This is a genomic window from Pedobacter sp. (genome assembly GCF_046462515.1).
Classification (GTDB): Bacteria; Bacteroidota; Bacteroidia; order Sphingobacteriales; family Sphingobacteriaceae; genus Pedobacter.
In genome coordinates this window covers 1-21,673 of the sequence record NZ_JBKGVD010000004.1, presented here as the reverse complement: position 1 = coordinate 21,673, position 21,673 = coordinate 1, and the positions used below count along the sequence as shown (strand labels likewise).

Below are 21,673 nucleotides of genomic sequence, written 5' to 3'. Positions count from 1 at the left end.
AGCTACTGTATGATGAGGGTGACGCCAATTACAATACACATCATACTAAACTCGTTTCAGCATCTTCAAAGATGGTTTCGTTTCTAAAAAAAAATAGTTGTAAACAAAAAGCCCTGTTCATATGAACAGGGCTTTTTTATATTGTCGATTTTGGCTTACTGATTAGAGAAGAATTGGTTAAATCTTCCGTATAAAGCTTCGTATTGTTTTTTTAATTTATCAGCTAACTGAGTTTGTTTATACTGAGCAGCAACTTTTTCCATAGGATCTAAACCGTACATTAACCCAATTTGTATGTTCTGACCTCCTATAATGGTTTTCTTGCTTGCAGAAACGTCTGCCAAATAGGTAATTTCTTTCTGTACATAATCAGCATATTTCTCGATAAGCTTATTGGCGCGGTCCGTTTCGCCTAAAATATATAGATTTTGTGCCATTGTTGGTATAGCCATTACATTTCTAAAGCCATAAATACGTGTAGGCATAACTTCATCATATTTTTTCATTACTTTTTTAGCATCTTCTAAACGACCATCTTTAATTAATGCAGAAGTAAGGTTATTAAACATGTTATTGAAAATGGCGATATCGTCTGCCGACTGCTCATCCAAATATTTTGCAGTTTTAATATTACCCCATAAGAACTTGTTCATTATATGGTCATACATAGGGTTAACATTTACCTGAGTTTCGCCCCTTTCTAATGCACTGGTATCAGGTTGTAAAGGCAGTAACCTTAGAGCAAGACCTTCGCTGTATAAATATTTATCCAAACCATTAAACTGTTCGCTAGGTATAGTGCTGCAGAAATAAATAGGACGTTTCCAGTTATTATGGGCTAAAATATCAAACATGGCCAAAGTACCTTTGGTTACATAAGGTTTGTTAAAGGTCCACTCTATAGCAGGAACAATCTTATTTCTCTCACTTTCCGGTAATGTTTGTGTTTTGATCACATCATCAGCATTAACCGTTAACTTGAAATTTTTTGTAGGAATAAAATTAGACTTGCTACCATCGCTTAGTGGTAACATGTCATTAGGGTCGTCTGATAATAAAAGATCAACAATTTGTTTAAGTTCAACAGGATCTTTAATGCCCATATCTTTATGGTACATTACATCTCTAACCCCACTCACATACTGAGGCTCTTTCATCGATAAAGGTAAGGCTTCAGATTCATGTACCTTTCTTTGCAAGTTATTGATATACCAATCGGTATCAAATAAGCTTAAGTTCACTAATCTGATATCAGGTCTTATGTTTTCTACTTCCTGCGCGTACCAAAGCGGATAAGTATCATTATCGCCATAAGTAAACAAAATGGCATTAGGAGCGCAGGATTGTAAATAACTCACTGCAATATCATGGGCTACCATTTTAGTAGAGCGGTCATGGCTTTTCCAGCCTTGTTGAGCCATAAGTATAGGCGCAGCAAACATAGAAACCACAATAGCGGCTATGGCGGCATTTTTTGCATTTAGTTTTTTAAATATCCATTCTTTGATAGCTACTACACCAATACCAATCCAGATAGCAAAAGCATAGAAAGAACCTACATAAGCATAATCCCTTTCACGAGGCTCTAAAGGTTTCTGGTTAAGGTATATTACAATAGCGATACCCGTAAAGAAAAATAAGAGGCCGATAATGCCGGCGTCTCCGGGTTTGCGCTTAAAGTGCCATACTGCACCCAATACGCCTAAAATAAGAGGTAAAAAGAAATACCTGTTATACGCGTTACTTTCTTTTATGGATGGAGGAAGATTGGTTTGGTCGCCATAAAGCATTGAATCTATAGGTTTAATACCACTGATCCACTGTCCTTCATATAAACTGCCCTGACCTTGTATTTCATTTTGGCGGCCCGCAAAATTCCATAGGAAGTAACGCATATACATAAAGCCAACCTGATGGCGTATAAAGAAACTTAAATTGTCAAAGAAAGAAGGAAAATGCTGGTCGTCAAAGCCCATTAAATCCTTATAGTAGTTGATATGTCTTTGTTCATCGCTATACATCCTCGGGAATAATACTTCATGCTGTAGGCGACGGATACTATCAGGGAAATTGGTGTTTTCGCCATAAATAGTTTTTCTTTTAATCCCTGAAACTTCGTATTTCTTTTCTCCTTTACGATAGCTTTTACCTGTATCTTTATAAATAGGACGACTTCCGTCTTCTTCATATTGAGGTATTGAATTATAGTTAGGGCCAAAAAGTAAAGGCTGATCGCCATATTGTTCACGGTTTAGATACCCTAAGAAAGAGAATGCGTTATCAGGATCACTGTTGTTTAAGTTTGGTTTTGCCTGTGCTCTAATTAGGATCATGGCAAAAGATCCATAACCAAAAATAATAAGTACTACAGAAAGTAAAGCTAAATTTAATACTTTTTTTCTGTGTTTAATAGAATAAAGTATGCCCCAAACCAAACTACCGATAAGAAGGACTGAAAAAACAAGTACGCCACTGCCAAAACCTAAGCCTAAGGTATTTACAAAGAATAGGTCAAAGTAAGCTCCAAATTTAACCAGATACTGTATAATACCGTATTGTACAAAAGCTAGAATTAAGATACCAATAATAAGAGTTTTGAAGATGCCTGCTGTAGTAGGTTTGTCTGTTCTCTTGAAATAGTAAACAAAAGCTATAGCAGGTATGGTTAGTAAGTTTAATAAGTGGATACCTATTGAAAGGCCCATGGTGTAGGCAATAAACAATAACCATCTGTCGGCTCTTGGCTCATCAGCAATGGCTTCCCATTTTAAGATTGCCCAGAATACAATTGCGGTGAAAAGCGATGAAAGTGCATATACTTCTGCTTCAACTGCCGAGAACCAGAAGCTGTCTGAGAAAGCATAAGCCAATGCGCCTACGGCACCTGCTCCCATGATGGTAATTAAATTTGTCTTGCTGATTTCTTCACCCTTTTTGATGAGTACTTTTTTAACCAGGGCAGTAATGGTCCAGAATAGAAATAAAATAGTTGCTGCACTTGCTATTCCAGAGCCAAAGTTCATGAAATAGGCAATCTTTTTTACATCGCCAAAGGCTAGTAAAGAGAAAAATCTTTCGATCATTAAGAACAAAGGAGCTCCAGGCTGGTGTACAATCTGCATTTTGAATGCGGAAGCAATAAACTCACCACAATCCCAGAAACTGGATGATGGTTCTAATGTTAATGTGTAGCAAATAGCTGCAATAGCAAAGCATATCCAGCCTACTATATTATTTACTTTTGAATAGTTCATACTTTTGAAGTAAAATACTTTGTTGGTAATTATAAATGCTGCCGAAAATAAAAAAATAGATTGACATACGGGTTATGCTAGACCCTTTTTAACAAATATTAACTAGAAATAAAGGTGATTATAAGTGGATTAGAAAAAGCAGTGAAAATTTTTGTCAATATTATTTGCATAAAATAAAAAAGTACGTACATTTGCATTCCATTTCGGGACGAAGGTTTTGAAATTGATTGTCCGATAGTATAAGGGTAGTACAAGTGATTTTGGTTCATTTAGTCTTGGTTCGAATCCAGGTCGGACAACAAACGTTTCGGATTGTGAATATTCACAATCCGATTTTTTTTAACCCGCATTGATATCGATAAATCATGCCATTGCAGTTTAACCCAGTTAAAATTTTTGCAGGAAGCGGTACACAAGCTGTTGCTGCAAAAATAGCCGAAGAATACGGCAGACCTCTTGGTGATGTAACCATTAGTAAATTTAGCGATGGCGAGTTTCAGCCTTCTTTTAATGAGTCTATAAGAGGTTGCGATGTTTTCATTGTTCAATCTACTAACCAGCCAACAGATAACCTGATGGAGCTTTTGTTAATGGTTGATGCTGCCCGCAGGGCATCGGCACATTACATTACTGCAGTAGTTCCTTATTATGGTTTGGCACGTCAGGATCGTAAAGATAAACCTCGTGTAGCTATTGGTGCTAAATTGGTTGCTAACTTGTTAAAAGCAGCAGGAATTAACCGTATCATGACCATGGATTTACATGCTGCGCAGATACAGGGTTTTTTTGATATCCCGGTAGATCACTTGGATGCTTCTGTAATTTTTGTGCCTTATATTAAAGCTTTGGGCTTGGCAAACCTGACCATTGCTTCTCCGGATATGGGCGGCTCATACAGAGCAAGAACTTTTGCTAAATTCTTTAATGCAGAAGTAGTGATTTGCGATAAGAGACGTAAACGTGCCAATGAAATAGAATCGATGTCTATTATTGGTGATGTAACAGGACAAGATATTGTTTTAATAGACGATATATGTGATACTGCGGGTACTTTAGCTAAAGCAGCTGCATTAATCATGGAAAATGGTGCTAAAAGTGTAAGAGCGGTGTGTACACACCCGGTTTTATCAGGTAAAGCTTATGAGACTATAGAAAACTCAATGCTTGAAGAACTGATTGTAACCGATACCATTCCATTAAAGCAAGAATGTAGTAAAATTAAAGTGCTGAGTACAGCCCCTTTATTCGCAAAGGCAATTGCTAATGTGAACGAACATGGTTCAATTAGCGACCTTTTTAAAGTTTAGCGCTTTGCGTTAAGCGGTGAGCGAAAAACGCTAATCGCCTTTCGCCAAACGCTTTTGAGAGCATTTAACAATTAAAAATAAATAAAAATGAAAACTATCGCTATTAGCGGTTCTCCAAGAGAGAACGTAGGGAAACGCGATGCTAAAGAGCTTCGTTACCAAGGTAAAGTTCCGGCCGTATTATACGGAGGTAAAGAGCAAGTGCATTTTGCTTTCACCAGTACTGAACTAAACGATGCTATTTATTCACCAGAAGCCAGCTTTGTTGAGATTAACGTAGGTGGAAAAACTTCAAAAGCTATCGTAAAAGAATTACAATTTCATCCTTTAACAGACCTTTTGGTTCACGTTGATTTTCTTGAGTTATTTGACGATAAAGAAATCACAATGGAAATCCCGGTTAAATTAACTGGAACTTCCCCAGGTGTAAAAATGGGTGGTAAATTGGTGCAAAAATTACGTAAACTACGTGTTAAAGCATTACCTAAAAATATGCCTCAGGTAGTAGAAGTAAGCATTGAGAAATTAGAAGTAGGTAATTTGTTCCGTGTGCGTGATCTTGCTACGGCAAATTACACCGTAACTAATACTCCAGAAGATACAATTGTTTCTGTAGCAATGTCAAGAGCTTTAAAACAAGCTGAAAACGCTGCTAAAGGAAAATAATTTAAAAACTTCTCAAAAAGAACGGCGTGGGTTTTCTACGCCGTTTTTTGTTTTTATAAAATTAGGATATCAATTTTTATAACTTTACGCTATGAAATTTCTGATTGTAGGTTTAGGTAATATAGGTGCAGAATATGCAAATACAAGACATAATATAGGTTTTGACATTGCCGATGAACTCGTTGCGGCTCTTGAGGGTAGCTTTGAGTTTGGCAGACTGGCCTATCATGCAGAAGTAAGTCATAAAGGCAAAAAACTTCATGTAATAAAGCCTACTACTTATATGAATTTAAGTGGTAAAGCCGTTAATTATTGGATGAAAGAGCTGAAAATTGCTCCTGAAAATGTTTTGGTACTGGTTGATGATCTGGCTTTGCCTTTTGGTAAAATGCGTTTGAAATTAAAAGGAAGCAGTGCAGGGCATAACGGGTTAAAAAGCATAGAAGAAGTTTGTGGAGGTCAGAATTATGCCCGTTTACGTTTTGGTATAGGCGATGATTTTCCTAAAGGAAGACAAGTAGATTTTGTACTGGGCAAATTTGATAAAAATGAGCAAAAGGATCTACCTGTTCTAATTAATCGTGCAATAACTATTGTGAAGAGTTTTGCTACTATTGGGCCAGCTATGACCATGACCCAGTTTAACCAGTAACCGGTAAAATGCTACTTACTAAATAAATTTTAATTATTAAGACGAACCGGCTTTAGGATATCACCTGTAGCAATTAGCTAATTATTAGCTTTTTTGGGTTAATTTGGCTATTTTTTCATGAAGAACATTCACTTTAAACGGTTTGCCAATAATATCATTGGCTCCGGCTTTATAAGCAGTTTCATTATCAGAATCTAACACTCCGGCAGAAAAAGTAATAATAGGGATAGTTTCTTTACCAGGGGCATAACCCTCTCTTATTTTTTTAATGGCTTCAAGACCATTCATTACCGGCATGTAAGTATCCATTAAAATAAGATCAAACTGATCTTGAGCAAGCGCATCTATGGCTTCCTGCCCGTTGGTAACCACATGGGTTTCTATATTCCAGTTGTTTAATATTTTAACGATCAAGAAAACATTTATAGAATTATCTTCAGCTATAAGAACCTTTAGGCCATCAAATTTCTGGAGTGTTTGTGGTTCCTGTTCGGTTTTTTCACTTTCATTATCCTCCATAAATTTATACCATTTGCTAAAAGTGAAAGTGCTGCCTTTACCTAATTCGCTGTTAACTTCCAATTGGCCTCCTTTGAGCTCAATTAACTTCTTTACAATAGAAAGCCCTAAACCTGTACCTTCATAAACTTTGGTGCTGATGTTGTCTGCCTGCTCAAAAGTGTTAAAAATAGTATCTATATTTTCTTTCGAAATACCTATTCCTGTATCTGAAATGATGAATTTAATATGTACCAGATTATTGTTCTTTTCAGGTACTTCAATTTTAAATGTTACCTCACCCTGGTTGGTAAATTTAATGGCATTGCTCAGTAAATTCATGAAAATCTGGCTTAGTCGTAACGAATCTGCCATAATGATTTTGGGTAATTGAGGGTCTATTTCTAAATTGAGGGCTATATTTTTTTCTTTGGCCTTAACACTTAATAAATTGGCGGCCTGTGTTACAATATCATATATGTTGGTTTTAGCCAGGCTGATCTTAAATTTCCCAGCTTCTATTTTTGAAAGATCCAGAATATCATTGATTACGCCTAACAATGAGCTTGAGGATACGTCAATGAGGTTAACTATCTCAAGCTGACTTTCGTTCAAGCTACTTTGTTTGAGCAGGTGTAATAAACCAATAATACCATTTATAGGGGTTCTGATTTCATGGCTCATATTAGCCATAAAGTTTTCTTTGGCTCTCTTTCCCTGTTCGGCATCTTCTTTAGCTTTGATCAGATCATGCTGTATTTTTTCAAGTTGCTCGTTCTTTTTCTTGATCTCACGTTGTGTGCGTACAAGCTGTATAAAAGCATCTACTTTTGCAGATGTGATATAAGGATCTAAAGGTTTATACAGATAATCTACGGCTCCTGCATTAAATCCCTTGATAGCATATTTTGCTTCGGTAGAAATAGCTGTCACAAAAATTACCATGATGTCTTTTGTGCGAACATTGTTCTTTAAGATCTCTACCAGCTCAAAGCCATTCATTTTAGGCATTTGTACATCAACCAATGCAATTGCGATATCTTTTTCCCAGCAGATACGTAGTGCGTCATTAGGCGAGGTAGTAGTAATGATATTAATATCACTTCTCTTGATGAGTGCTTCCAGTGCAATGATATTTTCCTGCTTGTCGTCTATAATTAACAGGTTGATTGTTTTCATGCGGTTGATGTTTATGCTATTTTTTGATATACATTAAACTTCTTATCCACCACTTTAAGTTTTTTCAGTATATCGGTATCTCTAATTGTTTCTTTACTACCTAAACATAAAAAGCCTAAATTAGCTAAGCTATTATAAAACAGGTTAATTACTTTTTTTTGCAGTTCGGCATTAAAGTAAATCAATACATTTCGGCAGGTTATCAGCTGAAACTCATTGAAAGGTCCATCTGAAACCAGATTATGAGTCGAAAATAAGATATTTTTCTTTAATGACCGAGAAATTAAGGCCGCATCATATTTTGCGGTATAATAATCGGATAGAGATAAACTGCCGTCCACCTGCAAAAGGTTTTCTGAATATCGCTTCATTTTCTGCAGGTCGTAAATACCTTCTTTAGCCGTTACTAGCTCTTTGGTATTGATATCAGTACCATATATAAAGCTTCTTTTGTATAAACCCGCTTTATCAAACAGGATAGCTAAAGAATAAAGTTCTTCACCACTCGAGCAGCCTGCACTCCAAATTTTTATATGCTGATAAGTGCTTAGATAAGGAATAACAATCTTATTAATGACTTTATAAAAACCCGGATCTCTGAACATTTCGGTAACATTTACCGTGACCTCTACTAAAAATTCCTGAAAAAAATCGGTGCGATTAATTAGCTCATTACAAAGCTCAAAGAAAGTATAACCTTTTAAGATCATTAATCTTACGATGCGTCTTTTTAGGGATGCTTCTGAGTAATTATTGAAATCAAATCCATGAACGTTCAATACTAGACTAATCAGTTCATGAAACTGTTGGTCTGAGATAGCTGAATTTCCAGAAGTATGAATTTGCATAAGATGTAGAATTAATTGTTAACTCAGCCAAACTCTTAGCATAGATAATAATTTGTCTGTATCAATTGGTTTAGCGATATAGTCATTTGCGCCTGCATCTATACACTTTTCTTTGTCATTTTTCATGGCTTTGGCCGTTAAAGCTATAACTGGTAGTTTAGCCAGTTTGGGTTGTTTCCTTATAGCTTTCATGGCTTCATACCCATCCATCTCGGGCATCATAATATCCATTAACACTAAATCTATCTCTGGGTGTTCTTCTAATTTTTCTAAAGCCTCTCTACCATTTGTGGCAATAATTACATTAATGTTATAAGATTGCAATGCTGATGATAACGCAAATATGTTACGCATGTCGTCATCGGTGATCAGGATATTTTTATTCTCCAATGCTTTTTCAATGGTTACAGATGAACTTTTAACTTTCTGCGTTTTACTTGCACTATTGTTTTTTTGTTGAGGTTCTTCCTTTCTGATTTTATTTACGAAAAGATTAACTTCATCCAATAGCCTGTCATTAGATTTATTGTTCTTAAGTACCATGGCTTGCGTATGTCGCATAATGTGAGCCATTTGTTCTTTATCTAACTCCATGGCAGTATTGATAATTACTGGTGTAGCCGCCCATTTAGGATTTAGTTTAATCTCATCAAGGAGATCAAAACCTGATATATCAGGTAATTTCAAATCTAAAACAATACAGTCAAAATGATTGTGTTCAAGTATCTGCCTTGCTTCTGCGCCTGTGTAGGCTTGTGCTACCTTTGCACCTTTCTCAATTAACTGGGCGCTTAGCTCATTACTTTGTAGAACCTGATCTTCTATAACCAGGACATTATTAAATTGATATTCGTTATGCTCTGATAATAAACGGAAAGCCTTATCTAACTGCTCTTTCTCTATTGGTTTCTTTAAAAAGCCAATAGCGCCTTCTTTTTGAGCTTGTTTTACCTTTTCATCACCCGCCGACATCATATGCACCGGAATATGTTGCGTATCAGGCTCTGCTTTTAGCTTTTTGAGAATGGTCCATCCATCCATAACAGGAAGCATGATATCTAATATGATTGCGTCAGGTTTTAGGGTTTGAGCTAATTCAAGCCCTTTATCGCCACTATAAGCTAAAACTGGTTCAAAACCTTTTTCTATAGCGTAATTTTTCAAAATCTCTGCAAAATTCTCATCATCTTCAACAATGAGAAGCTTGGTATGTTTTTTATCAGTTTCAATTTCTTCAGCAGAAACTGGTTTTAAAGGTAATTCTTCGGGCCTATTTGGAGCTTGATGATCTTGTTTTGTTTCTTGTTTTTCAGTTTCTGTATGTAAGGGTATAAATAAAGTAAAGGTGCTCCCTAAGCCTGCTTGACTTTGCAACTGGATTTCGCCACCAAGTAAATTTGCCAGTTCTCGGCTGATAGAAAGGCCTAAACCTGTTCCTCCATATTTTCTGCTGGTAGATCCATCTTCTTGTTGAAAAGCTTCAAAAATGATTTGCTGTTTATCTGCAGCTATGCCTATTCCTGTATCCTTTATTGAGAAATAAAGCACACCTGTTGAAGCTTCATTATTCAGGTTTTTATGATAAAATTTCTGCTCTTTTCCTGCCATACCCACATTAACAGTAACACTGCCACTATCTGAAGTGAATTTAAAGGCGTTTGATAGTAGATTCTTAATGATTTGGGTAAGTCTGGTTTCATCTGTTTGTATATATTCTGGAAGATCGTTGGCCAGCTTGAATTGGTAATTGATGTTTTTCTGATTTGCTACTTCAGTAAATAAAGCATCAGTTTGTTCTTTAATTGCTTCTAAAGATACTCTTTCCACAACCAGATCTACATTGCCCGATTCAATTTTTGACAGGTCTAAGATGTCATTAATGAGCGATAACAAGTCTGTTCCGGCATTGTGTATTACTCCAGCATATTTAATCTGTTCTTCATTAAGATTTAAAGGTTTATTCTCCTTTAATATTTTAGCCAAAATTAAAATGCTGTTTAGTGGAGTTCTTAATTCATGGCTCATGTTGGCCAAAAATTCAGATTTGTATTTACTGCTTAATTCTAATTCTTCGGCTTTTAAGCTAATGGCTTCTTTGGCCTGGTTTAATGAAATATTTTTTTCTTCGAGCAATTGCGCCTTTTCTTCGAGTTCTGCATTAGCCTGTTGTAGCTCTTCCTGCTGTACGCGTAACTCTTCTTCTGAAGCTTGTAACTCTTCTGTTTTATGAATTAAATCTTCGTTGGTTACTCTGAGTTCTTCCTGTTGACTGGCAAGTTCTTCTGCTTGTTGTTGTGTTTGTTCAAACAAAGCCTGTAATTTTACTTTTGCCAAAACTGCATTTACTGCAATGCCTATATTTGGTGTTACGGCTTCAAGATATGCGATTTGTTCTTCAGTTATTTTTGACCTGAAACCCAGTTCAATAACGGCGATTGTCTCATTTTCAAATAAAACGGGCAGGCAGACAATCTGAACAGGTAATACATTGCCTAAAGCGGTTTCAATCTTAATGTAATCGCTGGGGACGTTGTCTAATATTTTTATTTTCCTCTCTAGAGCAGCCTGACCTACCAATGTTTCACCAAATTTAATTTCAAAAAAACCAGGTTTTATTTTACAGGCGTAACCTCCTTTATTTTTTAAGGTCTGTTCTTTTCTGTTTGCAAGAAAAAATAAACCTATAGGTAAAGACAGGTAAGTGCAGATTTGGGTTACAACCCCAGTGGCTAACTCATCTAGGGATTGCTCGCCATGCATTACCTCGTTTAATTTGGTTTCGCCCAATAACATCCAATTGTTATGTTCATTCTTGGCTGAGAGTAAAGCCAGTTCATCATTGGTGCTTCTGATTAGCTTTTCGGTCTCTTTCTGTTGATCAAAGGTTCTTTTAATATAAGAGAACAAAAACAATATAAGTCCGAAAATAATAAAAGAGCTTATAGTTACCACTAAAATGGTTCTACGGGCACGTTGTTCATTAACAATTTTTTTTTGAGCAAGTAAACTATATTGTTCCTTTATAAGCAGATTGTTAAATTTAATGAATTGTTCTTTATATATCCGGCCCTTATCAGTAGCGATTTGTTGTTTAGCAGCTTCAGATCCTAATGTATTAGCCTTAGTCATAATCTGTTTAAGATCATAAACTTTTAAAGTTGCATAATGCTGTAAACTATCAATAAGCTCTGCTTTTGAGCTTTCTTCTCCTATTGTCTTTTTAAGCTCTTCAATAGAGGGAATGATTTTATCTATATTTTGGTTATAAGGTTGTTTGTATTCGTCTTTTAGGGTAATAACAAAGCCCCTTAGGCCCGCTTCGGAATTGATAATCTCGACTTCAACTTCTTCGGCTTTTTTGATCACTGCCTGAGTGTGTTCAACTAAAGCAGCACTTTCTGTTAAAGAAGTAATGCTGTAATAAGACATCATTGCTGATACCAAAACAAATATGAGTGAGATGGCAAAGCCCGTAAATATTTGCTGTTTAAAGGAGAGTTTGATCATTGGTTGAAATTATAAAGCTAAGATAGAATTAAATGCAATAATTTTTTTAGAGAATCATCAGTTACTATGCCGCTTAAAATAATTTAAAGTTACTAACTTTACATGCATATCTTATAAATTGCAAATGATCTTATACGGCATACCAAATTGTAATACAGTAAAAAAAGCGCAAGATTGGCTTAAGGAAAAAAATATAGCGTTTGAATTTCATGATTTTAAGAAAAAAGGGATTACAGACGAGAAACTTAAAATATGGTTTGAAGCTTTTGGTGCAGAAACTGTTCTGAACAAGAAAGGCATTACTTATAAAAAGCTGAGCAAAGAAGAGCAGTCGGTTTTAAATAATGATAATGCAATCATTGATTACTTAAAACAAAATACAAGTGCTATTAAAAGGCCTGTTGTTGAGATCAATAATGAACCAGTTCTTATAGGATTTGATGAAAATGCATATGCGGCGAAACTGGCAAAGTAGCTGTTAAAAATTGTTAAATCTGTATATTAAATCACATTACCTGCTAAATTTGGTTATGCTTAGAAAGCTCCTATTCATATTATTGACTTTTGCTCCTTTCTTTTCAATGGCGCAGCAGACCTATCTTACAGGTAATATCTTTGATAACGAAAAACGAAGTGTTGCATTAGAAGGGGTAAGTGTAAGAAATTTAAGCTCCAAAGCCTTTGTTTTTAGTGATAAAGACGGACATTTTGCCATTGGAGCAAAAACAGGCGATCTAATTACCTTTGGTATGATGGGATATGAAACGGATACTGTTTATCTCATCAATCTTTTTCCTAAAAATATTTATTTAAGAACAAGTGTAAATACACTAAATACAGTTAATGTTACTACGGCTAAAATATCACCATTTTTAGATACAAAAGATCCAAATGCTACTCCTTCCAGAAGAATAGATTATTCAAAAGAAAAAGGAGGAATTGGTTTTAATTTAGGTTACGGTAAATACAGACGCCAACAGGCCAAAGTAAGAGAACTTGAAGAACAGGACGAACTCCTTACTGAAATCAACGATAATTTTAACGAAAAAGTAATATTGGATCTGACTAAATATAAAGGAAAAGACATCAAAGATTTTATTGGCTTATATCGCCCTACGCCAGAACAGGTCAAAGCAGAACATCCGTTTAACTATCCCTATTATATTGTTAAATCTTTTCATGAGTGGCTAAGATTACCGCCGGAAGCAAGGAAATTACCTGCACTTCCTAAGCTGAAAGCCAACTAAATGCAACATTGGTAACAATGTAGCCATTAATTTGAAAATGATTTTCAGAAAAGTTAGATTTAACGCAAATTAAAACAGCTATGAATAAATTTATATCCAAAATCTTTGTAATAGCTTTGGTGGGTACATTTGCATTAAAAGCAAGTGCGCAACAACCAAATGCTGTTTCATCAAATTACAGTACAGCAGATGCTTTTGGACCGTTGTTCTATACCCAGAACGGTAACGAATTTCGCTCTGCAAGTGGTTATCCAGGACCAAAATACTGGCAAAACAGAGTAGACTATAACATTACAGCTAAATTAGATGAGGCGGCAAATAGTGTTACGGGCTCAGTTACAATTACGTATAAAAACAACAGTCCAGATAAACTGCCGTTTTTATGGTTACAGTTAGACCAAAACTCTTTTGCAGATAATTCAAGAGGTAAGCAAATTACACCGAATAACAGTCGTTATGGCGCAAAAGGAGATAAAATTGACGGCGGGTATAAAATCAAAAGTGTAAGCGTAAGCCAGAAAAACGCAGCGGTTAAGTTTTCTTCAATTGTTGAAGATACCAGAATGCAGATCAGACTTAATGAACCAATGGCCGCTAATGGCGATGTAATTACGATTAAAATAGACTACAACTATGTTATTCCAAAATTGGGCTCAGACAGAACCGGTCATTTAACTACTAAAAACGGTGAAATTTTTGCCGTTGCACAATGGTTCCCTAGAATGTGCGTGTATGATGATGTATTAGGATGGAATACTTTACCTTATTGGGGCGGAGGAGAGTTCTATTGTGAATACGGTGATATCAACTACACAATCACTGCACCTGCAAGCCATATTGTAATGGGTTCTGGAGAATTATTAAACCCTCAGGAAGTATTTACTGCTGAACAATTGAAAAGATGGAATGAAGCAAAATTAAGCGATAAAACCATTCACATCAGATCAGAAGAAGAAGTTACCGATCCTAAATCTCGTCCTGCTAAAGATTTCCTTACCTGGAGATTTAAAATGGTCAACACCAGAGATGCGGCATGGGCAAGTTCTAAGGCTTTTGTGTTAGATGCCGCACGTATCAATTTACCAAGTGGTAAAAAATCTTTAGCTGTTTCGGCACATCCGGTAGAAAGTGCAGGTATGGACAGTTACGGACGTGGTGTTGAATATGTAAAAGGAGCGATAGAGTTCTATTCAAAACAATTGTATGAATACCCTTATCCGATGGCGGTAAACGTAGCTACCAACATTGGTGGTATGGAATATCCTGGTATTGTTTTCTGCGGATGGAATGCTAAAAAAGGAAGTGCATGGGGGGTGATTGATCATGAATTTGGTCATATTTGGTTCCCGATGATCGTAGGTTCTAACGAGCGTAAATTCGGCTGGATGGATGAAGGTTTCAATACATTTATTAATGACTTATCAAGCGAAGCTTTTAACAATGGTGAATACAAACCACGTAAAGCTGATATGAATGCCATAGGTAAAGCGGTTATTGGCAACCCTCGTTATGAAAATATTATGTTAATGCCTGATGCTATGCGTGAAGCCAACATTGGTGTTAATCTTTATTCTAAACCAGGATGGGGCCTACACTTATTGAGGAACGAAATTTTAGGTAAAGATCGTTTTGACTATGCTTTCAAAGAGTACATTAAAGCTTGGGCCTATAAACACCCAACACCTTTTGATTTCTTCAGAGCAATGGAAAATGGAGCAGGTGAAGACCTAAGCTGGTTCTGGAGAAGTTGGTTCTTAAACAGCTGGAAAATGGATCAGGCTATAGGAGATGTTAAAGAAACTAAAGATGATCAAGGTTATCATTACGCAGTTCGTATAGATAATTTAGAGAAAATGCCAATGCCGATTATTGTTGAATTTAAAACCGCAAGTGGAAAAACAGAGCTTATAAAGCTACCTGTTGATGTTTGGATGAAAAATGTATCATGGACTGTTAACTATAGCTCAAAAGAGCAGGTTACAGAAATTACATTAGATCCTAATAAGGTTTTACCAGATAGTAATGCTGATAATAACAAATGGAAAGCAGCAAACTAAGAGCTATTTAATCTTAAAAAACTTAAAAGCTCCAGCAATTTTGCTGGAGCTTTTTTTATGAAAAATAAAACTTCATAGTTTCTTCATTTCTGCTCTCTTACTTAGTGTCATTAAATTAATTAATCAACATAAAAAATTAAAAAATGAAAAACTTGAAATTATTTGGATTTGCATTAGTAGCATTATTCGCAGTTAGCACCGTAAGCGCACAAACTTCACCAAAAGCAGCAAAAACAGCTCCAGCGGCAAAAGCAGCTCCTGCAGCAACTACAGCTCCAGCGGCAAAAAAAGAAGAACCTAAAAAAGCTGAGAAACCTGAAGCTAAAAAAGAAGCAAAAAAAGAGGTAAAAAAAGCTGAGAAAGCAGCTACTCCTAAAAAGTAAGAAATAATAAAAAATAGTAGTTTTCTTTTAGTAGATCCCGGACATATTTTGTTCGGGATTTTTTGTTAACCCTTAAATCAAAGCCTTTATTATTTTTATCTTAGTTGCCAAATTACAATGATGAAAATGGCAGGCAGATTTCTTTTCATAATATTGATCATTTTTTGCATTCATATTTCACATGCAAATGCCCAAAATAACTCCTCAATAGAATTTACTCCGCAAGTAAGTCTAACCCGCTTCTCAGCCAATCCTATAAATAAACTAATGGGCCCTGTTTATGGAGCTGAACTGGTTTACCATAAACATGCCACGGACAATCCTGCTGCCTGGATGCGCGAACTGAACCTAAAAAGTATAGATGTTATTTTCAACTATAAAAATATGAGTGGGGTAAAACGTTTTTACCAGCCTGTTGAAAAAGAATTCGGTGATAGCTATGGTTTGTTAGCAGGTATAACTATTCCTCTAATCAGTTTTGATCATTTTTATTTAGATGTAGCCCCTTCATTTGGTGGGCTTTATGCTGGTGAAACGTGGTATACCAATGAAAATCCAATTATAGGAGCACATTTAAATTTTGCCTCCAGAATAGCTCTAAAGACTGGTATTGCACTTAATAACAAAATGGATATTACAGGCGGAATAGATATTTTGCACTATTCTAATGCCGGAACAAGAGTTCCCAATAATGGAATGAATGTGGTCAGTGCCGGGTTAGGAATCAAATATAATTTTAACAGATCAGCAGGAGATACTATTACCAACAAAACAGATATTTTTAAAAAGCATCAGTTTGATCTGGGTGCAAACATAGGTAGAAGAGGTGTTTATGAAAGTAAAGACGGCTTATACAAGACAGGTTTGTATGCAGGTTATAATTATAGGCTATCGCATGTTTGGGCATTAAGTACCGGAATAGATGCTGTATATTATCATACGATTTACGATCCTGATAGAAATTTGGAAACTTATCAGTCTAATGCTTCATCATTTAAACGTTGGCGTGTAGGCTTAGCTGTTGGGCCCGATTTTTGGATGGGAAATTTAGCTGCCATGTTTAAATATGGCTATTATATTTATTATGATAGCTTAAAACCGGTTAAAACCTATTGGACTACCGGCTTTAAATATAAGGCCACCAATTGGTTCTCTTTACAAGCTAAAATATATGTGCATAAAACAGAAGCAGATTATTTAGGTTTTGGATTTTTAATGACGAGATAAAGTATGATCAGGCTTACAAAAGATACTCCTATAGAGATTCTTGTTAATATTAAAAAGGGAGATTTAGTTACCGATACTTTCAGTAAAACAGGGTTGGTAGACCGGATTAACATAACCGACGATGGCCTGTACCAGATTTTTGAATTTACGTTAGTAACGGGTAGAGTTATTACCGTTAAGCGTTAATCCTGTAGCTGATTGTATTTCTTGCCCTGGTTGTAAAAATAATAACACACAATAATAATAAAGGCTAAGATACCTTCTATAAGTACAATGGTTTTTGCGCTCAAAACATGGGCAAAGTAACCTATGGCCAAAGTCCCGATGGGTAATATACCTTGATACGCCATTAAATAATAACTGATAGCTCTTCCTCTTAGTTCATTTGCAGAGTGAGTTTGTATATAAGTGTTAATTGCAGAGGTTAACATCATCATGCCTATACAAGCCAGACTTGTACTAATTAGTGCTAACCAAACAGTTGGAGCAGCAGACAGTAAAATTAACCCGGCGCCAAATATAATGGCAGATAAAATAACAATCCTGCTCAGGTCTTTCCCTGATTTTAATGATGCCATATATATCGCTCCCAAAAGCGCACCCAAACCTCCGGCACTTTCAAACCAGCTAAATGTAGTTGCATTGCCATTAAATACGGTTTTCGCAAATACGGGTAATAGTGTTGAAAACGGAATAACCAAAAGACTTGAAAAAGCTAAGACAATGATAAGAGAAGAAATATCGGGCGAATCCTCCAGATAATGATAGCCTTTTTTTAGGCCGGTCCATATATCTTCATTTAGCACATTATTGCTTTTAAGATTTAATTTCATTAATAGCAGACAGATAATTACAGGGATAAAACTCAAAAAATTGAGGATAAAACAAGCATCTTCTCCATAGGTACTTAATATAATGCCAGCAAGGGCAGGACCTATAAGTCTTGCCGCATTAAATGCAGATGAGTTTAAAGCTACCGCATTAGAAAGATCATCTTTATTATCCACAAATTCTACTACCAACGATTGGCGTGCAGTGGTTTCAAAGGTAGCAACTATGCCCTGTATTAAACTTAAAATAGCTATAAGTGTGATATTGTAATGTTTTAGCCATACCAGAAGTGCAAGTACACCTGCCTGTAACATGAAGATAACCTGGCAAACCAGCACTGTTTTGTATTTGTTGCGTTTATCAACAAAATTACCGGCAATAGGACCTAATAATAAAGCAGGTATCAAGGCAAGGAAACTGATTAAACCTAACATAAAAGCAGAACCTGTAATTCGGTATACTAACCAGCTTACAGCAACACGTTGCATCCAGGTGCCAATTAATGATATGGATTGGCCGGTAAAATGCAATCGATAGTTGTAGTAATTAAAAGATCTGAACATTGATTTCATAGGAAAGGCTTTTATAGGTTGGTCAATTTTTCAAATACAGGAATGATTTTGTTTAACAATTCAATTTCTTTCTCATCCAATCTCTCATCTATTATTTTTTGCAGCCACATATCTCTGGTATGTTTAAGCTGGCTTAACTTTAACTGTCCGTTTTTAGAAAGAGATATCAAAGACTTGCGTTTGTCTTTAGAATCGGTGGTTCTTAAAATAAACTCTTGCTGTTCGAGATTGTTTAAACATTGTGATATTGCCTGTGCAGAAACCTGCTCTAAGGCAGCTAAATCTGAAGGAAGACTTTGCGGATTGCGATCTAAATGCCCTATGATATTCATCTCGGTTGCTGAGAATAATAAACCCTGATCTTGCTTTTTAATCAGCCTTGTTATTTTAAAAATATAAGCCCTTAGCTTAGAAATATCCTGAATTGCAATTTTCATACGCAAATATACTAAAGCAACTTTATAAAGTAAATTTAGTATTTGTAAGCCTTATGTCAATTATATATGAGAATCCTAAGAAGTTAACCAGTGTGACTGTTTATAGGGAGCTTAATGGTAAAATTAGTGCCATGTTTATAGACAGAATAAACATCAATTGTTCCGTTTAATTTAGTAACGATTTCTTTAACCAAATAAAGGCCTATACCGGTACCTTTTTCATGGTGGTTGGTTACAAAGAACATATCGAATATTTTGGATTGGTGCTGTTCTTCTATCCCGGATCCGTTATCCTCAACAGTAAATATGTTAAATTCCCCTTCCTGATAAGCTTTGATCTTAATTTTGATCCATTTCTTTTCAGAATCGTAATATTTAATGGCATTAGAAATAAGATTTGAAAAGATAATATTTAACCTGAACAAATTTGAATAGATCTTATTTATACTGATATCCATACTGAAATCGACTTTCTTGTCTTCAACCATAAATTGAAGGTCGCTAAGAATATGATTAAAGAAAGGAACAAGTTCAATGTCTTCATTGATAACTTCTATTCTTTTGTTTTTAGAAAAGTTAATAATTTCCTGTATAAAAGCATCCTGCCTTGAGGTAAGCGTATGCATCATGGTGTAATATTCTTTTAAAACTTCTGGATTTTTCTCTGTTTCGGCCAGTTTAATCAATCCTTTAAGGGAAGTAATGGGGGCTCTCAGATCATGAGATACACTATAAGTAAACATATCCAGTTCATTGTTAATCTGGGTTAGGAACTGGTTTTGCCTATCGGTCTTTTTTTGTAAAGCGCTTAACTTCTTAATAAAAAAGGCAGAGTAAAGAACTATGCATAAAATCATTAATATAGCTCCTATAGTTATAAAATATAAGGTTACATTATTGATATATCTAATGCTTTTAGCCAAAACAGCATCAAACTCTTTTCCTTTTTTGGTAAGCTGATCGCTAATTGAATTAACTTGCAAAGCCAGCTTCTTTTCTTCAGGTTCTTGTGTTAATTTCTGCTTTAATATTTTCTGGTGTATGTTATGACCTATTTTTTCTAAATCCATAATTAACAGGTCGGCTTCTTTCCAGATATCAACAGCAGATCTGAACGCTGCAGCATCTTTAAAGTTCTTATAGATCCAGATCATTTTTTTTACATCATAAGAACTGTTACCACCGTTAATAAAATGCTTATGGCTAATTTCTTCCGGCCCATTTTGATCTAAATTAATTCTTGCCAGACTGTCAGAAATAGGAATACGAAGATTAGCATTGAACTTTTTAAAATAATCTTCGTTTTTAGTAAATATATAAAGTGTTAGACATCTTGTTGCTTCTTGCTGCCCCTTTGTAAACGAAGATTCGCCTGCGGTAAAAGCTCTTGTTCCGTCTAATATTTTAAGGGCAAAATAATTTATAGTAATAATGGTTATTATAGTGGTTATAATAACAACTATGTAAGAAATTAAGAAACTTTTTTTATGCATTCTTCTGGTTCTGTGCATATTGAGCACCGATAACAATCCAAAATTGTTTTTGGCCTATTGTTTCAATTCATCAACAATGCTATAAACTAAAGTAATAAGAAAAGTTGATTTTGTTTATAAGTTATCTTGCTGATATTTAGATATTCTGAAAAATAAATTGAGGTCTCATGGCGTAATGAAACTTTAAAAGGTCATTTTGAATTGCTGTTTTTTTATTCAGCGGATTGTTTCTGGTTTAGGTAATAATCCCTCTTGTGTTAAGCTATTTTTAACTTATAAAATTTTTATTGTAACCTCTTGATAGTTAAAAGAAATTGTTCTAATTTTGCAGTCCCTTAATGTGGGCTAGTTGCAAACTGCTAACAACAAGGAAATTAAATAAATATTGAAACAAAAAGCAAGAAATGCCAACCATTCAACAATTAGTTAGAAAAGGTAGAGTAGCACTGGAGTTTAAGAGTAAATCTCCAGCGTTGGACAGCTGTCCACAGCGAAGAGGCGTGTGTACCCGTGTATACACCACTACCCCTAAGAAACCAAACTCTGCAATGCGTAAAGTTGCCCGTGTACGTTTAACCAATGGTAAAGAGGTGAATGCCTATATCCCTGGTGAAGGTCACAACTTACAGGAGCACTCTATCGTATTGATCCGTGGTGGTCGTGTTAAAGATTTACCGGGAGTACGTTACCACATCATCCGTGGAGCATTAGATACTTCAGGAGTAGCTGGTCGTAACCAACGTCGTTCTAAATACGGAACAAAACGTCCTAAGCCAGGACAAGTAGCTGCGGCACCAACAAAAGGTAAAAAGAAATAATTAGGAGGACAAAAAAATGAGAAAATCAAAACCAAAAAAGAGAATCATTCTTCCTGATCCGAAATTTAACGATGTTCAGGTGACCCGTTTCGTTAACAACATGATGTTTGACGGAAAAAAATCTATCGCTTATTCTATTTTTTATGATGCTGTTGAATTGGCAGAGAAAAAATCTGGTGAGAATGGATTAGAAGTATGGAAACGTGCTTTAACAAATGTAATGCCTGCTGTAGAGGTTAAATCTCGTCGTGTGGGTGGTGCAAACTTCCAGGTACCTACAGAGGTAAGACCTGACCGTAAAATTGCTTTAGGCATGAAATGGTTAATTTCTTACGCTCGTAAACGTGGTGAAAAAACCATGAAAGAAAAATTAGCAGGTGAAATCATTTCAGCAGCTAAAGGTGAAGGTGCAGCAGTTAAAAAGAAAGAAGATACGCATAAAATGGCTGAGGCTAACAAAGCGTTCTCACATTTCCGTTTCTAATTAGAGCAAACATATAATAATGTCAAGAGATTTAAAATTTACTAGAAATATTGGTATCGCTGCACACATCGATGCTGGTAAGACTACAACTACCGAGCGTATCCTTTATTATGCTGGTGTAAACCACAAAATTGGTGAGGTTCACGAAGGTGCTTCAACCATGGACTGGATGGTACAAGAAGCTGAGCGTGGGATAACCATCACTTCGGCAGC

19 protein-coding genes are annotated in these 21,673 nt (G+C 35.6%); 12 read left to right on the top strand and 7 right to left on the bottom strand.

The window, feature by feature from the left end:
* Nucleotides 1-155: 155 nt before the first annotated feature.
* The gene (locus tag ACLHG9_RS03625; protein ID WP_410220163.1) at nt 156-3,254 is read right to left on the bottom strand and encodes a DUF2723 domain-containing protein; all 3,099 of its coding nucleotides are present in this window, start codon (nt 3,252-3,254) and stop codon (nt 156-158) included.
* A gap of 365 nt (nt 3,255-3,619) precedes the next feature.
* Here ACLHG9_RS03625 and ACLHG9_RS03620 point away from each other — a divergent pair, with 365 nt between their 5' ends.
* The 3 genes from ACLHG9_RS03620 (at nt 3,620) to pth (ending at nt 5,879) form a co-directional block, all read left to right on the top strand.
* Nucleotides 3,620-4,561, top strand: coding sequence for a ribose-phosphate pyrophosphokinase (locus ACLHG9_RS03620; protein WP_410220162.1), 942 nt, complete (start codon nt 3,620-3,622; stop codon nt 4,559-4,561).
* A gap of 87 nt (nt 4,562-4,648) precedes the next feature.
* Nucleotides 4,649-5,227 (top strand): 50S ribosomal protein L25/general stress protein Ctc, encoded by a 579-nt coding sequence (locus tag ACLHG9_RS03615; RefSeq protein ID WP_410220161.1) that lies wholly within the window; start codon nt 4,649-4,651, stop codon nt 5,225-5,227.
* A gap of 91 nt (nt 5,228-5,318) precedes the next feature.
* Nucleotides 5,319-5,879 carry an aminoacyl-tRNA hydrolase gene (gene pth, locus ACLHG9_RS03610; protein WP_410220160.1) on the top strand — a complete coding sequence of 187 codons (561 nt, stop codon included), beginning with the start codon at nt 5,319-5,321 and terminating at the stop codon, nt 5,877-5,879.
* A gap of 84 nt (nt 5,880-5,963) precedes the next feature.
* Here the strand turns inward: pth and ACLHG9_RS03605 are convergent, their stop codons facing one another.
* The 3 genes from ACLHG9_RS03605 to ACLHG9_RS03595 are packed head-to-tail and all read right to left on the bottom strand — an operon-like array spanning nt 5,964 to nt 11,911.
* A complete protein-coding gene (locus ACLHG9_RS03605) occupies nt 5,964-7,556 on the bottom strand; it encodes a response regulator (RefSeq protein ID WP_410220159.1) in 1,593 nt (530 codons plus the stop codon).
* Between the two features lie 11 nt (nt 7,557-7,567).
* Nucleotides 7,568-8,404, bottom strand: coding sequence for a CheR family methyltransferase (locus ACLHG9_RS03600; RefSeq protein ID WP_410220158.1), 837 nt, complete (start codon nt 8,402-8,404; stop codon nt 7,568-7,570).
* An 18-nt stretch (nt 8,405-8,422) separates the two neighbouring features.
* Nucleotides 8,423-11,911 carry a response regulator gene (locus tag ACLHG9_RS03595; RefSeq protein WP_410220157.1) on the bottom strand — a complete coding sequence of 1,163 codons (3,489 nt, stop codon included), beginning with the start codon at nt 11,909-11,911 and terminating at the stop codon, nt 8,423-8,425.
* 124 nt (nt 11,912-12,035) lie between these two features.
* Here ACLHG9_RS03595 and ACLHG9_RS03590 point away from each other — a divergent pair, with 124 nt between their 5' ends.
* From ACLHG9_RS03590 to ACLHG9_RS03565, 6 genes are all read left to right on the top strand, one after another.
* The gene (locus ACLHG9_RS03590; RefSeq protein ID WP_410220156.1) at nt 12,036-12,386 is read left to right on the top strand and encodes a Spx/MgsR family RNA polymerase-binding regulatory protein; all 351 of its coding nucleotides are present in this window, start codon (nt 12,036-12,038) and stop codon (nt 12,384-12,386) included.
* A 55-nt stretch (nt 12,387-12,441) separates the two neighbouring features.
* Nucleotides 12,442-13,158 carry a hypothetical protein gene (locus ACLHG9_RS03585; protein WP_410220155.1) on the top strand — a complete coding sequence of 239 codons (717 nt, stop codon included), beginning with the start codon at nt 12,442-12,444 and terminating at the stop codon, nt 13,156-13,158.
* An 80-nt stretch (nt 13,159-13,238) separates the two neighbouring features.
* The gene (locus tag ACLHG9_RS03580) at nt 13,239-15,215 is read left to right on the top strand and encodes a M1 family metallopeptidase (protein WP_410220154.1); all 1,977 of its coding nucleotides are present in this window, start codon (nt 13,239-13,241) and stop codon (nt 15,213-15,215) included.
* Nucleotides 15,216-15,358: 143 nt separating this feature from the next.
* On the top strand, nt 15,359-15,598 hold the full coding sequence (locus ACLHG9_RS03575; protein ID WP_410220153.1) for a hypothetical protein: 240 nt from the start codon (nt 15,359-15,361) through the stop codon (nt 15,596-15,598).
* Nucleotides 15,599-15,724: 126 nt separating this feature from the next.
* Entirely contained in the window at nt 15,725-16,825 is a 1,101-nt protein-coding gene (locus ACLHG9_RS03570; RefSeq protein ID WP_410220152.1) for an acyloxyacyl hydrolase, read from the top strand.
* A 3-nt stretch (nt 16,826-16,828) separates the two neighbouring features.
* Entirely contained in the window at nt 16,829-17,011 is a 183-nt protein-coding gene (locus ACLHG9_RS03565; protein ID WP_410220151.1) for a hypothetical protein, read from the top strand.
* Here the strand turns inward: ACLHG9_RS03565 and ACLHG9_RS03560 are convergent.
* The 3 genes from ACLHG9_RS03560 to ACLHG9_RS03550 all read right to left on the bottom strand — a co-directional run bounded on the left by ACLHG9_RS03560 (nt 17,008) and on the right by ACLHG9_RS03550 (nt 20,158).
* Complete coding sequence (locus ACLHG9_RS03560) at nt 17,008-18,228, bottom strand: MFS transporter (protein ID WP_410220150.1); 1,221 nt, start codon at nt 18,226-18,228, stop codon at nt 17,008-17,010. The two genes, ACLHG9_RS03565 and ACLHG9_RS03560, sit on opposite strands and share 4 nt — an antisense overlap.
* Nucleotides 18,229-18,239: 11 nt before the next feature.
* A complete protein-coding gene (locus ACLHG9_RS03555) occupies nt 18,240-18,665 on the bottom strand; it encodes a MarR family winged helix-turn-helix transcriptional regulator (RefSeq protein ID WP_410220149.1) in 426 nt (141 codons plus the stop codon).
* An 83-nt stretch (nt 18,666-18,748) separates the two neighbouring features.
* Nucleotides 18,749-20,158 carry a sensor histidine kinase gene (locus ACLHG9_RS03550; RefSeq protein WP_410220148.1) on the bottom strand — a complete coding sequence of 470 codons (1,410 nt, stop codon included), beginning with the start codon at nt 20,156-20,158 and terminating at the stop codon, nt 18,749-18,751.
* A 404-nt stretch (nt 20,159-20,562) separates the two neighbouring features.
* On the opposite strand from ACLHG9_RS03550, the gene rpsL reads away from it, so the two are divergent.
* From rpsL to ACLHG9_RS03535, 3 genes are all read left to right on the top strand, one after another.
* Nucleotides 20,563-20,976 (top strand): 30S ribosomal protein S12, encoded by a 414-nt coding sequence (gene rpsL, locus ACLHG9_RS03545; protein ID WP_008244597.1) that lies wholly within the window; start codon nt 20,563-20,565, stop codon nt 20,974-20,976.
* Between the two features lie 16 nt (nt 20,977-20,992).
* The gene (gene rpsG, locus ACLHG9_RS03540) at nt 20,993-21,460 is read left to right on the top strand and encodes a 30S ribosomal protein S7 (protein ID WP_410220147.1); all 468 of its coding nucleotides are present in this window, start codon (nt 20,993-20,995) and stop codon (nt 21,458-21,460) included.
* Between the two features lie 19 nt (nt 21,461-21,479).
* Nucleotides 21,480-21,673 (top strand): GTP-binding protein (locus ACLHG9_RS03535; protein WP_410220146.1); only part of this gene is annotated, 194 nt, incomplete at its 3' end.